Annotated in this window: 11 protein-coding genes; 5 read left to right on the forward strand and 6 right to left on the reverse strand. The window is 40.4% G+C overall.

Annotation, left to right across the window (positions count from 1 at the left end; all coding sequences use genetic code 11):
• Window positions 1-137: 137 nt before the first annotated feature.
• The 3 genes from MTO68_RS22320 to MTO68_RS22330 all read right to left on the reverse strand — a co-directional run bounded on the left by MTO68_RS22320 (window position 138) and on the right by MTO68_RS22330 (window position 4,919).
• Complete coding sequence (locus MTO68_RS22320) at window positions 138-2,543, reverse strand: YgiQ family radical SAM protein (RefSeq protein WP_034614941.1); 2,406 nt, start codon at window positions 2,541-2,543, stop codon at window positions 138-140.
• 279 nt (window positions 2,544-2,822) lie between these two features.
• Entirely contained in the window at window positions 2,823-4,031 is a 1,209-nt protein-coding gene (locus tag MTO68_RS22325; RefSeq protein ID WP_244014408.1) for an MFS transporter, read from the reverse strand.
• A gap of 234 nt (window positions 4,032-4,265) precedes the next feature.
• Window positions 4,266-4,919, reverse strand: a complete 654-nt coding sequence (locus MTO68_RS22330; RefSeq protein WP_004823671.1) for a response regulator transcription factor — start codon at window positions 4,917-4,919, stop codon at window positions 4,266-4,268.
• Window positions 4,920-5,297: 378 nt separating this feature from the next.
• On the opposite strand from MTO68_RS22330, the gene msuE reads away from it, so the two are divergent.
• The 3 genes from msuE (at window position 5,298) to ampC (ending at window position 8,673) form a co-directional block, all read left to right on the forward strand.
• Window positions 5,298-6,035, forward strand: a complete 738-nt coding sequence (gene msuE / locus MTO68_RS22335; RefSeq protein WP_004723461.1) for an FMN reductase — start codon at window positions 5,298-5,300, stop codon at window positions 6,033-6,035.
• 46 nt (window positions 6,036-6,081) lie between these two features.
• Window positions 6,082-7,200 (forward strand): dimethylsulfone monooxygenase SfnG, encoded by a 1,119-nt coding sequence (gene sfnG, locus MTO68_RS22340; RefSeq protein ID WP_034614949.1) that lies wholly within the window; start codon window positions 6,082-6,084, stop codon window positions 7,198-7,200.
• 297 nt (window positions 7,201-7,497) lie between these two features.
• Entirely contained in the window at window positions 7,498-8,673 is a 1,176-nt protein-coding gene (gene ampC / locus MTO68_RS22345; protein WP_244014410.1) for a class C beta-lactamase, read from the forward strand.
• Window positions 8,674-8,890: 217 nt separating this feature from the next.
• Here the strand turns inward: ampC and MTO68_RS22350 are convergent, their stop codons facing one another.
• Both MTO68_RS22350 and acs read right to left on the reverse strand, forming a co-directional pair.
• Window positions 8,891-10,075, reverse strand: a complete 1,185-nt coding sequence (locus MTO68_RS22350) for an acyl-CoA dehydrogenase family protein (protein WP_244014412.1) — start codon at window positions 10,073-10,075, stop codon at window positions 8,891-8,893.
• A 169-nt stretch (window positions 10,076-10,244) separates the two neighbouring features.
• A complete protein-coding gene (gene acs, locus MTO68_RS22355) occupies window positions 10,245-12,188 on the reverse strand; it encodes an acetate--CoA ligase (RefSeq protein WP_244014414.1) in 1,944 nt (647 codons plus the stop codon).
• A gap of 293 nt (window positions 12,189-12,481) precedes the next feature.
• Between acs and MTO68_RS22360 the strand changes: the two genes are divergently transcribed.
• On the forward strand, window positions 12,482-13,063 hold the full coding sequence (locus MTO68_RS22360; RefSeq protein WP_244014416.1) for a DUF805 domain-containing protein: 582 nt from the start codon (window positions 12,482-12,484) through the stop codon (window positions 13,061-13,063).
• A gap of 464 nt (window positions 13,064-13,527) precedes the next feature.
• The gene (locus tag MTO68_RS22365) at window positions 13,528-14,505 is read left to right on the forward strand and encodes a mechanosensitive ion channel family protein (RefSeq protein WP_244016013.1); all 978 of its coding nucleotides are present in this window, start codon (window positions 13,528-13,530) and stop codon (window positions 14,503-14,505) included.
• Here the strand turns inward: MTO68_RS22365 and MTO68_RS22370 are convergent.
• Window positions 14,488-15,201, reverse strand: a complete 714-nt coding sequence (locus tag MTO68_RS22370) for a 16S rRNA (uracil(1498)-N(3))-methyltransferase (RefSeq protein WP_034614958.1) — start codon at window positions 15,199-15,201, stop codon at window positions 14,488-14,490. The two genes, MTO68_RS22365 and MTO68_RS22370, sit on opposite strands and share 18 nt — an antisense overlap.
• Window positions 15,202-15,250: the final 49 nt, after the last annotated feature.

Genomic DNA, 15,250 nt, shown 5'->3' on the forward strand with positions numbered 1-15,250 from the left:
GAATTGTGTGATTTTAGTACACTAAAGTTTTCAACAGTTTACAGAGAGTTATCCACAGTTGCGTATTTTTATTATTCAATTGCTGATTTAAGAAAGGATGCTTAGGCATCCTTTCTTATTACTATTTTAAATAACACCTAAGCTCTACTTTTTGACTTAGACTTTGTTTTGCTATTTCCAGCAAATGGTTTTTTATCACCCGTTTCACGCGGCGGTAAACCTGTATGTTGCGTCAATATTTGACCACGTTCAGGACGCTTTTTGGTATTGGAAGGACGCGATTGCGTTTTCGCCTGTGAATTACGGCTATCCCCAGTACGCTTTTGCGAATCACCGTCTACAGTCGAGTTCTTCTTACGCGCAGATTGGTATTGTCCTTCTGTTCCTTGCGGTTGATAAGTTGGAATCAGATGATGCTTAGAATTACCAATCAAATCTATTCGGCCCATTTCACGTAATGCATCACGTAGTAATGGCCAGTTGTTTGGATCGTGGTAACGCAAGAAGGCTTTGTGTAAACGACGACGCTTTTCACCTTTGACAATATCCACACTTTCGGTATAACGAGCCACTTTGGCCAACGGGTTTTTCCCCGTGTGATACATCGTGGTCGCTGTCGCCATTGGTGATGGATAAAAGGTTTGCACCTGATCGGCACGGAAGCCATTTTTCTTAAGCCAGATCGCAAGATTCATCATGTCATAATCCGTTGTTCCCGGATGCGCAGCGATAAAGTACGGGATTAAATACTGTTCTTTACCCGCTTCCTTACTAAAACGATCAAACATCTGTTTAAAGCGATCATAGGTTCCGATTCCCGGTTTCATCATCTTCGACAATGGACCTTTCTCGGTATGCTCTGGAGCAATTTTTAAATAACCGCCAACATGGTGTTGAACCAGTTCTTTGACATATTCAGGGTTCAATACCGCAAGGTCATAACGTAAGCCTGAACCAATCAGAATCTTTTTGATGCCTTTTAATGAACGTGCTTTGCGATAAAGTTGAGTAAGTGGCGCATGGTCAGTATGTAAATTTTGACATACACCAGGATACACACAAGAAGGTTTACGACAGTTCTTTTCAATCTCAGGATCTTTACACTGCAAGCGATACATGTTTGCAGTTGGACCACCTAAATCTGAAATGATGCCTGTAAAACCTGGGGCTGTATCACGAATTTTTTCAACTTCACGTAAAATTGATTCTTCTGAACGGTTTTGAATAATACGACCTTCATGTTCGGTAATCGAACAGAATGTACAACCACCAAAACAACCACGCATGATATTTACAGAGAACTTGATCATATCAAATGCAGGGAAACGCGCTTCACCATAAGCTGGATGTGGTAGACGCGCATAAGGCAAGTCAAACACATAATCCATTTCTTCGGTGGTCAATGGAATCGGCGGTGCATTTAACCATACATCACGTTCACCATGCTTTTGTACCAATGCACGAGCATTCCCCGGATTGGTTTCAAGATGCAAGATGCGGTTGGTATGCGCATAAAGTACAGGATCAGTTGCCACTTCTTCAAAAGCAGGCAAACGAATCACAGCCAATTCACGCGGCGGTAATTTATGTTTAATTGCTTTAGAGGTCGGCAGTAAACGTACAATCTGGGTATTCTCATCCAGTTGATCACCTTCACGAACAACTGGATTTGCCACCAATTCTTTTTGGAAATTTTGATATTGGGTTAAAGAATTTCCTTTGCCTTGTTCAATTTCACAACCATCTAAATCTTCAGTCATTACATAAGGATTGATGATTGGATCAACACGACCAATCGCATCGACATCATTCGATGCAATTTCAACAAACTTGGCTTTAGAAACACGATTAATTTTATTGACGATAAATGCAGTACCACGAACATCGGTGATTTCATGAATTTTTTCGCCTTTGGCAAGACGATGCATAACTTCAACAACAGACCGTTCACCATTGCCATACATCAATAAGTCTGCTTTGGAATCCATCAGCACTGAACGACGAACTTTGTCTGACCAGTAATCATAATGTGCAATACGGCGTAATGATGCTTCGATACCGCCCAATAATACGGGTACATCAGGAAATGCTTCACGACAACGCTGACAATATACAGTTGCAGCACGGTCAGGACGTTTATTGGGTAGATTATCTGGTGAATATGCATCATCAGAACGGATTTTACGGTCAGCCGTATAGCGGTTGATCATAGAATCCATATTACCCGCGGTCACACCCCATGCAATATTCGGTTTACCTAACACTTTAAATGCTTCAGCAGAAGTCCAATCTGGTTGTGCAATAATCCCGACACGGAAACCCTGTGCTTCAAGCGTTCGGCCAATAATTCCTGAACAGAACGATGGATGATCGATATAAGCGTCACCACATACCAGAATAAAGTCACAACTATCCCAACCGAGTTGATCCATCTCCTCGCGTGACATTGGCAAAAATGGTGCTGGTTCAAAGCACGATGCCCAATATTTGTCATAATCAAACAACGCAGTAGGCGCTGTCTGAGCAGTATAAGCGGTCGACATGGTGAGTTTCTCGATTGGCAGTTGGCGATCGGGAGAGATCTAAAATGAAAGTTGATCATTTTACCATGAATTTTACTCATGTTGTTTGATTAAAAAGTAAACATTTCTTCTTGGTCTTCTATTTAGTCTGTTATTGATAGCTTTTTAAGATGTTAAATGTATTCGTCATACGTTATAAAAGGAAAATTGACCTATCATGATGGATTGTTTAAAAGCGCAGAGAAATTGAATAGAAAAGCTTATTTAACGCTATTTAGATGCAGCCGCTCATACTTTTGCCTAATCTTTATGCTGCGTTTGATTGAGTTTTAAAGCCACCAAGAGCCCGATACAAAGTACACAAGTCATCGTAACTGTTAGGCCAAACCATCCATATTTTTCCCAGACTAAACCACTACTGCTGCCCAAGAAACTTGAACCAAGATAATAACAAAATAGATAAAGCGAAGAACCGACTGCACGATATTGTAAGGATTGTACCGATACCCAACTGCTTGATGTGGAATGGGCGGCAAAAAATGAGAACGTGAAAATCAATAGACCAATCAAGATCACCCATAGTGATGGAATCAGCATCATCCATAACCCCAGAATCATGCTTGAGAACATCACAATCAGTACCTTACCTCGTCCAAATTGACGGCTCCAACTGGCTGCACGAGGTGAACTATAAATGCCAGATAAATAGGCAATCGAAATCAAACCAATCCAAGTTTGTGACAGTTCAAAAGGTTTTTCTAACAGATGATAACTCATGTAATTAAACACGGTCACAAAGCATCCCATCAGAATAAAACCTTCTACAAACAATAATCTGAGCTTTGGGTCAGAAAGATTTTTCTTAAAAGATTCGATAAAACGTGTGAATTGAATGGGATAAGATTTAAAGTGTTTAGAGGCAGGTAAGGCAATATAAAATGTAATCGCGATCAATAAATTAAGTAGACCAATAATCATCGTCGCAGTTTGCCAAGAGATATAATCCAGCAATACCCCTGCAATCAAACGCCCGCCCATTCCCCCTATTGCTGTCCCTGAAATATACAGTCCCATGGCAAAGCCAACATCTTTTTGTGCAATTTCTTCACCGATATAGGTCATTGCGACAGACGCGACACCACTGACAGCCAAGCCAATCATCATGCGTGTTGCAAGAAATATTTCCCAATACGGTAAAAACGAACTCAGCAATAATAAGCTTGCGGTGGAAAATAAAGAAATGGCCATGATCTGCTTACGACCATAACGATCTGAAATCAGTCCTGCAAAAAGAAGCCCTAAGGCTAAGGCAATGGTGGAAAATGAAAGCGGGAAACTACTATGGGTTGGCGTAACATGAAAAAAACTTGCCAAAAACGGCATCATCGGCTGAACACAGTACAACGATGAAAATACAGCAAATCCAGCTAAAAACAATGAAAGTAAAATTGCGATAAAAGGCCGAGTGCCATACTCAATATAAGCTGTAGATTCAGGTGCTTCAGACATAATTATTCCTCATGTCCGTTCAGTATACGCCTATTTTTAACTCTTGATAAAAGCTAAAGTTTTATTGCAGACAATCCCTTGATGATTCAAGTCAGTTATGGATTTTAAATGTTTGATTTCGAATAAAATTAGACGAGAAAACGCAGAAATCAGAAAATAAAAAAGAGTGTATTTTTAATACACTCTTCTCGTAATTTTTCAATATATTGAAGTTAAATTTAACCCGCAAGAATCTTAAACTTTTCGTTCTTCAATATTGAGTGCATTGATTGCGAGTACCGCTTGAGTACGGTTCTGTACACCTAATTTACGGAAAATTGCCGTCACATGCGCTTTAATGGTCGCTTCCGAAACATCAAGTTCATAAGCAATTTGCTTATTCAATAAACCTTCTGCAACCATCATCAATACACGGAACTGTTGTGGTGTTAACGATTGAATACGTTCAGCTAAAGCTGTTTCATCTGCGGCACGCGGGTCAAAATTCATATTCGCTGCAGGTAAGTTTGGCGGTAACCAAATATCACCATCCAGCACTTGGCGAATTGCTTCCCCAATATGGCTTGGATGCGCAGATTTAGGAATATAGCCCATTGCGCCATGTGCAATTGCACGTTGAATAATGGACGCATCTTCGTGAGCAGAAACCACAATAATAGGAAGTGCAGGATACTGTGCACGAACATGTACCAATGCAGAGAAACCCGATGCGCCTGGCAGATTTAAATCCAACAAGACGAGATCTGGTTCTGGACCATTTTCCAAACGCTCATAAAATTCATTAACAGCCGCAGTTTCACTAATTTGAGCCTGTGGCAAACTATAACGAACCGCCTGAATTAACGCATGGCGAAACAGTGGATGATCATCAACGATTAAAATATTCATAAGCGAAGCGAGAGATCTCTAGCGCAGTTATTTCATTCTAACCGCACTATTGCTATTTAGGATACGTAAATATTAACGAATTTTTGAATAATTTGTCGGCTTTAATTAAAATTCCCTACAATTTTTAGGTCATTTATCGAAATTAAGATTTGAATATCACTTTTAAATATAAAATAAACAGTTAAAAATGAATTACTTATTCATTTTAAGAATATTATTTAACTTCAAATACTTAAAAGACGAAATCGTACATTATTCAAAGGCTTTGTGGTTTATCTTAAAAACAGATAACCAATCTGTTTTTCATTATTTTACACTGCTTCGTCAAATATAGATTAATGAATGGCATTCCGAGATTCAATTTATTAGGTTGCCAACATGTCTATTTATACTCAACAAAAACCATTAAATATTGTTGCTGTTTCAGGGGGATTAAATAACCCTTCAAAAACCGAAAGTTTAGTTCAAGCGATTTTAGATGAGCTAGGTCAGGCAACACCGATTCATGTTCATTTTATTAAATTCAGTGAAATAGGCCATTTGTTAGGGGGCGCAATTTATCGCAACCAACTGCCACAACGTGTTCAAGATGACTTAGCTGCCGTAGAAGCAGCAGATGCGCTCATCGTGGGAACACCTGTTTATCGTGCATCATTTACTGGTTTATTTAAACATTTCTTTGATTTTGTTGAACAAACAGCGCTAGTCGATGTTCCTGTATTGCTTGCTGCATCGGGTGGTAGTGACCGTCATGCTTTAGTTCTAGAGCATCAGTTACGTCCATTATTTAGCTTCTTTCAAGCGCAAACGCTGCCTATTGGTGTCTATGCAACAGATCGTGATTTTACGCCTGAGTACACCATTAAAAGTGAACACATCCAAGACCGTATCACTTTAGCTGTCGCACGTGCATTGCCAATTTTAGAATGGGCACCTGCAAAAGGTCAGCGAGCAGAAGTGGTCAAAGCCAAAACAGAACAAGCCAATCAAAATTTAGGCATCAACAAACAGATTGAGCAAGATGATGTGCTTCCTTCCGCGGCGATACCAGACTTGGATGCGGCAGAGTCTCGTCTACATGCAAAATCCAAAACACCACAATCACAGGTTGCTTAAACGCAACCTTGTTATGAATAAATCATAAAAAATTGAGGGTTATGATATGTCACAGTTTTCATCGAATAATGGTCAAGCAATTCGATTTGCCTATTGGGTTCCCAATGTCAGTGGCGGCTTAGTGGTCAGTAATATTGAACAACGTACAGACTGGAGCTATGACTACAATGTCCGTTTGGCACAAGCTGCCGAAAAAAGTGGTTTTGAATATGCCCTCACCCAAATTCGTTTTACCGCAGGGTATGGCGCTGAAAATCAACATGAATCTGTGAGTTTTAGTCATGCACTTTTAGCCAAAACTGAAAAATTAAAAGTAATTGCAGCAATTCTTCCAGGACCTTGGAAACCGGTTTTAGCCGCAAAACAGTTGGCGACCATTGATTATCTGACCAATGGGCGTATTGCGATTAATGTCGTAAGTGGCTGGTTCCGTGGCGAGTTTGATGCCATTGGTGAGCCATGGCCTGAACATGATGAACGCTATGTTCGTTCTGAAGAATTTATTCGTACTTTAAAAGGTATTTGGACGACAGATAATTATAGTTTTGATGGTAAATATTATCAGTTTAAAGACTACACTTTAAAACCAAAGCCTTTGCAAAAACCCCATATTGAAGTATTCCAAGGTGGAAGTTCACGTGCTGCACGTGACATGGCTTCGCGTGTTTCGGATTGGTACTTTACCAATGGCAATACACCTGAGGAGCTAAAGAAACAAATCGATGATATTCGTGAAAAAGCCAAGCTAAATAACCACTCAGTCAAAATCGGGGTCAATGCTTTTATCATTGCTCGCGACACTGAAGAAGAAGCTAAAGCAGTGCTACAAGAGATTATTGACCAAGCCAATGTTGAAGCGGTCAATGCCTTTGGCGATGCAACCCGTGAAGCGGGCGCGGCATCTAAAGAAGGTGAAGGTAACTGGGCAAAATCAACCTTTGAAGACTTGGTGCAATATAACGATGGCTTTAAAACCAATCTGATTGGTACACCGCAACAAATTGCCGAACGTATTGTTGAACTCAAAAATGTAGGGGTAGATCTGGTGTTATCTGGCTTTTTACATTTCATTGAAGAAGTTGAATATTTCGGTGAAAAGGTCTTGCCTTTGGTTCGTCAAATTGAAGAAGCACAAAAAGATCAAATTACTGCAAAATCAGCTTAAGGTTTATCTCTTCATCGATGGTGCTGTGAAAACAACAATAAATAACTAAAACAGCTTTGCAGCTTTCCCTCTTGACTCGGCTTGAGGGATTTTTTTTTAGAATAAATAAAAAGTATTTATAAAAAATAGAATCGTATAAATCAGTACAATTATCCTTATATAAATTAGCCTACTTTTGTTTTATTGAATCATTGAGTGTATTTGTTCTATACATATACTCAACAACCGCAATCTTGGAAAATATTTCTTTCAACCTTAAAATACGCCCTTTTTGTAGCATAGATGGAAAAAGTGGGCATGGTAGTTTTAAATAAAACAAAAACGATATTTTGCGTCCTTATCGGTAGTATGAGCTTGACGACTTATGTAAATGCCAACGAGATACCTGCAACGTCTATAAAGGTTGAAACTGCAATGAATACTGCATTTCAGCCATTAATGAAAACTTATGCAGTGCCCGGTATGGCAATAGGTGTTTTGTATAACGGAAAAAGTTATGAAAAATACTACGGCGTACAATCACTTGTGAATGCGAAAGCCGTAAATAAAAATACCCTTTTTGAATTAGGCTCAGTCAGTAAGATATTTACTGCAACAGCAGGTACTTATGCACAAAATTTAGGCAAAATTTCTCTTCAAGACCATCCTGGGAAATATATACCCGCATTAAAAAACTCAGACATTAATCAAGTCACACTCTTAGAATTGGCCACCTACACCAGTGGTAATCTTCCATTGCAATTTCCTGATCAAATAAAAACAGATGCGCAAACACTTAAATATTTTCAAGATTGGAAAGTCAAAAACCCGATTGGTCAATTTCGACAATATTCTAATCCAAGCATAGGGCTATTCGGTGAAGCGACCGCTAAAGCCATGAACATGCCTTTTAGCGCTTTATTAGAGCAAGTGATTTTCCCCAAGCTAGAACTCCAACATACTTATGTCCAAGTTCCTAAAGCACAACAAGGCAACTATGCCTTTGGTTATGATCAAAATAATCATCCGCTTCGGGTCACTGCTGGCGCTTTTGATGCGCAAGCCTATGGGGTGAAATCTAGCCTACCGGACATGCTACATTTTTTAAATTTAAACTTAAATCCAGATCAAGCCAAAGCAGCGATTAAACCTGCAATTCTAGCAACACATACGGGTTACTTTAAAATGGGTGGTATGACCCAAGCCCTTGGCTGGGAATCGTTCAGCTACCCAGCTACATTAAACACATTATTAGAAAGCAATTCTGATCGGGTTGTGATGCAATCTAACCCTGTTGAAAAAACCCTCGTGAAGACTGGTTCAAGAGTCTTTCATAAAACTGGCTCTACCAATGGTTTTGGGACATATGTGATTTATATTCCACAAGAGAACTTTGGCTTGGTGATGTTAATGAATAAAAAAATTCCCAATGCTGAGCGAATTAAGGCAGCGTATGAAGTGCTCAATAGCTTAAAGCAAAAATCCAATCCTTGATGCTGAAACACGTCAGATCGGGCTAGGCTTTAGCTTTGTGCATTGTTAGATCATTCATGTTGTATCTATTGCAAGGCAACATAATTGTCGCTGTTGGTAGGGGGGTATAAGACCTACCCCTTATCCAACACAGATTTTTTTCAATCTAAGATAGGCAATACCAACTGCTAAAGCGCTAGGAATGAACGTCTATAAAATGTCATCGGTCAGCTTAGGTTCAAGAATAAAAACTTGGATCGGGCACTTTTCCAGTCAATACCCATTCCCCTACTTCCTGATACTTATAATCAATCGGATCATGCAAAGTCTGAGTACGGACATTTCGCCAAAAACGATCTAAATTCAATTTGGCTGTTGTCGCTCTAGCACCCATCACTTGGAAAATATTCTGTGTTATAAACAGTGAGCTATTGGTTGCAGCAATTTTTGCAGTCGCAATTGCAATTGAGACTTCACCACGTTGTTCTGCTGTTAATTGCTCACCAATATTCCAAGCCGTTTGCAATGCTGCAATGGCTTTATCGGCAAGTAAACGTACACTTTCAAGCTGTACATAAAACTCAGCAAAATGCTTCTGGGTAAATGGATCATTCACCGCATTTTCAGCCAAAGACGTTGACCATGCTTTCTGACTTTGTATTGTTTGTCTTGCAAGGTCAAAGGCACCTTCAGCAACGCCTAAAAACAGATGCACAAAAATCAATTGCGCGATCAAAGGTCGTAAACTGGAGTAAGGTGTACTTAATGGTCCTGGATTTAACAATAACTCATCTTTGTGAATTTTGACCTGTTCAAAATGACTGGTACCGCTATCTGTTTGGCGCTGCCCCATATTATTCCAATCGCCTAAAAAACTGACCCCTTCTCGACGTGTTGGGATCACAGCTATCAGTAATTTTCCAGCATCATTAAAGCCCGAACAAAGCAGTATGTCTGAATCTATTGATCCTGAGCAAAAGCTTTTATCACCATGAAAAATAAAGTCGTTCTCAGTGAGTTGCTGTACCTTCGTGCGTTGATCTAAAGGATTTAAAGTATTGCCCCAAAACAAGTTATTGTGGGCAGTGTGTTCAAACCATGACGAATATTGTTCAGGCTGAGCAAATAACTGTACAGTGGCGATTAGTAAATGATGAAAGCCATATACATGTGCCAAGGAGCTATCGACTTGTGCAATACTTTGAATGGTCTGGAAAATTGTTTTCCAATTTGCCCCCTGCCCACCATATTGTTGTGGAATAGACAGTCCCAATAAGCCACTTTGACGAATCAAGTCCCGTTCCAGCTTTGGATTACCACCTGCTTTATCACGCTCAGCAGCAGTATGCGCAAATTGTTCTGCCAATTGCTTTGCCGTTGCTAAAGCAGAAAGGTTTACCGCCTGTTGAGGTGCATTCATCATATTTACTCTTATTCCCAGTACCTTGAGCTTATCAAATCAAGTAAGATTTCCTTATCTAAATGCCTGCATTACTTATTCTGTGGTTTGAAAATCAATAACAAAAAAATACCGCTAGAATTTCTCTAACGGTATTCAACTTTTGGCTAGCAAAATCAAGAGGCTTCAATCATTAAGAATTGGCCTTAACCTCCGTAATTAACTGATCTACCACACCGGGATCAGCCAAAGTAGAAGTATCACCTAAACTATCTATCTCATTGGCAGCAATTTTTCTTAAAATGCGCCGCATGATTTTTCCAGAACGGGTTTTTGGCAAAGCAGGTGCCCAATAAATTGCATCAGGTGTTGCCACAGGTCCCAGCACTTTACGTACCCAACTGACCAATTCTTTACGTAATTCTTCAGTTTCGGCTTCACCCGCCTGCAAGGTCACATAGGCCGCTATGCCTTGCCCTTTAATCTCATGTGGCATACCAACAACTGCAGATTCAGCGACTTTTGCATGCGCAACCAATGCACTTTCAATTTCAGCAGTGCCCAAACGATGGCCCGAAACATTCAGAACATCATCTACACGGCCTGTAATCCAGTAATAACCATCTTTATCACGACGCGCACCATCACCAGTAAAATAACTGCCCGGATAGGTCGAGAAATACGCTTCAATAAATCGCTCAGGATCGCCCCAAATGGTCCGCATTTGCCCCGGCCAAGAATTCTTAATAATCAAATTGCCTTCTGCTTCACCTTCGAGTTCTTGACCCTCAGCATCAACCAATGCCGGTTGTACGCCAAACAATGGACGAGTGGCCGAACCCGGTTTAAGTGGGGTTGCACCCGGCAGTGGAGAAATTAAAATACCGCCTGTTTCAGTTTGCCACCATGTATCCACAATTGGACAACGGCTTTCACCCACAACGGTATAGTACCAATTCCATGCTTCTGGATTAATCGGCTCACCCACGGTACCCAATAGACGCAAACTGCTACGGTCACTTTCACGCACAAAAGCATCACCTTCACGCATCATGGCGCGGATCGCTGTTGGTGCAGTATAGAGAATGGTAATGTTATGCTTATCTACAATATGCCCTGTACGTGCCCATGTTGGATATTGAGGGATGCCTTCAGACATGACCGTGGTTGTACCATTGGATAATGGTCCATAAAGCACATAAGAATGCCCCGTAATCCAGCCCACATCTGCAGTACACCAGAACACATCATCTTGTTTAATATCAAAAACTTCACGGAAAGTTGAATTGACATAGGTTAAATACCCCCCCGTGGTATGTAACACCCCTTTAGGCTTTCCTGTTGACCCAGACGTATACAAAATAAATAAAGGATCTTCGGCATTCACCGGTTCTGGCGGACAGATATCTGTGACCGTCATAATTTCCATGTGATACCACAGGTCACGCCCCTCCTGCATTGTTATTGGATGGCCTGTACGATGCACCACAATCATTTTTTCAACCGAAGTGGTTCCATCCAGCGCCAATGCGGCATCTACATTCTCTTTTAACGGGATCGTTTTACCACCACGCATACCTTGGTCAGCAGTAATCACCAATTTGGCTTGACTGTCGTCTATCCGACTTGCCAATGAGTCTGGAGAGAATCCACCAAATACCACACAATGCACTGCCCCTATTCGGGTACAGGCCAGCATGGCAATCGCAGCTTCAGGGATCATCGGCATATACAAAATGACTCGATCACCTTTACCGATTCCATTTTTCTTTAAGACATTGGCAAAACGACACACTTCATCATGCAGTTCTTCAAAAGAAATGATTTTATGGCGAGATGGATGATCCCCCTCCCAAATAATTGCAGGTTTCAGTGGGTGCTCTTTTAAATGACGATCTAAACAGTTGGCACTGACATTCAGTTGTCCATCTGCAAACCATTCAATTTTAAAATTATCTTTGTCGTAGCTGGTGTTTTTTACTTGAGTAAATGGCTTAATCCAGTCCAATTTCTTTGCAGCTTCTGCCCAAAACTCATCTGGATGCTCTACTGACTGTTGATAACGATCGAAGTATTCTTGTTCATTGGTCCTTGCTGTTTTAACAAATTGTTCTGGAACTGGATAGATTTCATTCATATTCTGCTTCCTTGATTTGTCACCTCATCACGAGATGTATGCCTACGTTCTTGATTTTATTTGCTGCATGTGTTCAGTATTACGATAGCGCATTTCGGTTAACAATTGTGCTTTGGTCGTAGACACGGGGGTCACTTTAACCATCGGAAAATCTTAAGTCATTTGCCAAAATATTCGAATTTTCAATATCTATGGAGTTTTTTTGATCTTATAATTTGTATTCAGAAGTGCATATGGTTTTTTTCAGAAAAAAACATTTCCTTACCGAACTCATTCAACTGGACGCGATCGTCATGCAAATACAAGAATCGTCGACTTTTTTTTCAAAGCATCAAGTATCACCAGTAGATCATCCCCTTTCTACTCAAGGCCGCTTTAATCGTTTGAGTTATATTGCTTGGTTTGGATTTTTGCATCTCATTTTTACCATTGCATTGCTTGCCCTCGGTCTAGTCTTTGGCATTGTGAATTTACATTCACTGCAATTCAGCCAACATGCGATAAATTCGATTTCGGGATTAGGACAGTTCACTTACCTCGCACTCAGCTGTCTTTATTTATATGGAATGATGGTTGTGATTATTCGCAGGCTGCATGATCGTAATAAATCTGGTTGGTTTATTCTGTTATTGCTGATTCCCATTGTGCAATTCTTGATGCTGCTGTATTTACTCTTTGCACGTGGTTGTAATCGCACCAATCGTTTTGGCCACCCACGCCCATCGACTTTTATTGAAAAATTAATGGCTTGGCTGATGCTAATCGGTTTTATTATCAGCTTAGTTAGCTCTATAAGTGTGGTGTCATTTATGCTGGGGACTGGAGAAATTGAAAATCCAACAACAATCATTGAAAAAGGGACTAAATATTTTTAAGGATAATTGGGGTCTGTTGACAATTCGTCTATGTTTGCGACTACGTGTGTTTTTTAGGCGATACTAGGCGCGAAATACGAAATTTAGTCTTTCTAAATGAGTAGTTCGTAACGACGTAGCGGCAAAAAACACGCTAGTCCCCCGCTGCGCCTTGCGCTGCAAACAAAGCAGTGCTTTGTTCTTGCTCAGGGTTGTGGCTCAAATTATCTCAGCCTTCGTTATGAAACTCGAAAATAGTCTCGCTATTCTCTTCATTTCATGCCTTGCCTGCTCAATTTTAACCTACAACGCAAGCCATTTATGAAATGCCTACAGACCCCATTCCTTGATGATGCATTAATATGAGTTGAATATTGATTCACAAATATTATTTTTATTTGTCCGTCATAAGAAAAACTGTAATCAAAGCTTAACTTCTTTGAAATTTCAGGCAAAATATGCCAATTATTTTATTGGACATGATTGTGGCTGAAGAAGCAAATGCATTGAGTACCGTTGCACAAGACACGACTCAATTGATCCATTCTGCAGGCGAAAAAACTGCACAAACAGTGATTCAACATACTGAAAAATATAAAGACGCATACTCAACCATCGACAAGTTTGTCGATGGCTTTTGGGAGCGTATGCCATATTTATGTATTGCGCTGATCGTCATCACTATTTTTTGGTTGCTGTCTAAGCTTTTTAAATTCTTTGTCCGTAGAACACTCGAAAACCGTACCTATACGCGCCAAAATTTAGTTCTGGTACTGAATCGTGTCGGCAGTACCGCAATTATCTTTTTTGGGTTTTTAATTGCCATGGTTATCGCAATTCCAGGCTTTACTCCTGCTCAACTGATGAGTGCTTTGGGGATCGGTTCGGTCGCGATTGGTTTTGCATTTAAAGATATTTTCCAAAATCTACTTTCCGGAATTTTGATTCTTTTGGGTGAACCGTTCAAGATTGGTGATGACATCATTGTCAACAATATGGAAGGTACTGTCGAAGATATTCAAATTCGTGCAACTTTTTTACGTTCTCCTGATGGACGACGTATCGTGATTCCAAACGCAACTGTGTATACCAGCGCCGTGACGGTAAATACCGCTTACCAACGCCGTCGTTGTGAGTTTGTGGTTGGGATTGGTTATGAAGACGATGTACAGAAAGCCAAAGACATTATTCTTAAATTGCTTGATAAAGATCAACGTATTTTAAGCCAGCCGGGCTTTACTGTGAATGTTTCTGCTTTGGCGGATTTCTCTGTCAATTTAACCGTTCGTTGGTGGGTAGATACCACGCAAGTGGTTACAGCGGCTTCGATCAGTGAAATTCAAGAACGTGTGCTTGAAGCCTTTGCGGATAATAATATTTCGATTCCTTATCCTGTTCAGGAAGTCAAAGTCTACCGCGGTGATCCATCAGTGGATGACATCGAATCAGCTCGTGCTAAATAAGCGCCCCAATACATAAGGGATCGCGGTTTCAGTACGCAAAATACGGTTGCCTAAGCTCACTGCTTGGCAGCCGTTTTTTATCAGTAAATCCACCTCATAAGGTATAAAACCACCTTCAGGTCCAATGATCACAGTACATGAATGATCGATAGCAAATGGCATTTTCTGTTCAGTATACGGATGCGCCACATAAGCAGGATTTTGTGGCGTAATGAAGCTAGGTAAGACATCTTCAACAAAAGGTTTAAAGCGTTTGTAAAGTTCGATTTGGGGTGCGATCGTGTCTCCCGCCTGCTCTAATCCCAAGGTGATGTAATGATCAATTTGCTGTAAAAAAGGGCTTTGCCAATAACTTTTATCGACTCGATAACTATGAATCAAAATTAATTTTTCGACCCCCAGTGTCACTGCATCCATAATTAAGCGGCGTAACACTTTGGGGCGAGGTAATGCCACAATTAAAGTTACGGGTAATTTTGCAGGAACTGGCTCTTCTTGAATCGGTCGAAGTAAAATCGTATGTTCTGAAATATCAACAATTTCAGTTAAATAACGACTGGCACCTCGGATGCCAACCTTAAGCGTATCTCCGACTTTGGCAGCAAGATGCGTGTGCAAATGTTCAACTTGCCTTTTTGAACTGATTGTCCAAGTTTCAGCTTGTGTTTGACGAGGATCAAGAAGGACGATGTTCATAAAAAATTCTGGTTCGTTTTACTTTTAGCTGATGGTGTTTATTCATCAA

Source organism: Acinetobacter sp. NyZ410 (assembly GCF_022828975.1).
In the GTDB taxonomy this organism is placed as follows: Bacteria; Pseudomonadota; Gammaproteobacteria; order Pseudomonadales; family Moraxellaceae; genus Acinetobacter; species Acinetobacter guillouiae.

Coding starts and splice junctions, on each gene's coding strand:
- MTO68_RS22370 (WP_034614958.1), bottom strand. CDS start 15,201: ATGAACATCGTCCTTCTTGATCCTCGTCAAACACAAGCTGAAACTTGG.
- MTO68_RS22325 (WP_244014408.1), bottom strand. CDS start 4,031: ATGTCTGAAGCACCTGAATCTACAGCTTATATTGAGTATGGCACTCGG.
- acs (WP_244014414.1), bottom strand. CDS start 12,188: ATGAATGAAATCTATCCAGTTCCAGAACAATTTGTTAAAACAGCAAGG.
- MTO68_RS22360 (WP_244014416.1), top strand. CDS start 12,482: ATGCAAATACAAGAATCGTCGACTTTTTTTTCAAAGCATCAAGTATCA.
- sfnG (WP_034614949.1), top strand. CDS start 6,082: ATGTCACAGTTTTCATCGAATAATGGTCAAGCAATTCGATTTGCCTAT.
- MTO68_RS22320 (WP_034614941.1), bottom strand. CDS start 2,543: ATGTCGACCGCTTATACTGCTCAGACAGCGCCTACTGCGTTGTTTGAT.
- msuE (WP_004723461.1), top strand. CDS start 5,298: ATGTCTATTTATACTCAACAAAAACCATTAAATATTGTTGCTGTTTCA.
- ampC (WP_244014410.1), top strand. CDS start 7,498: ATGGTAGTTTTAAATAAAACAAAAACGATATTTTGCGTCCTTATCGGT.
- MTO68_RS22330 (WP_004823671.1), bottom strand. CDS start 4,919: ATGAATATTTTAATCGTTGATGATCATCCACTGTTTCGCCATGCGTTA.
- MTO68_RS22350 (WP_244014412.1), bottom strand. CDS start 10,075: ATGATGAATGCACCTCAACAGGCGGTAAACCTTTCTGCTTTAGCAACG.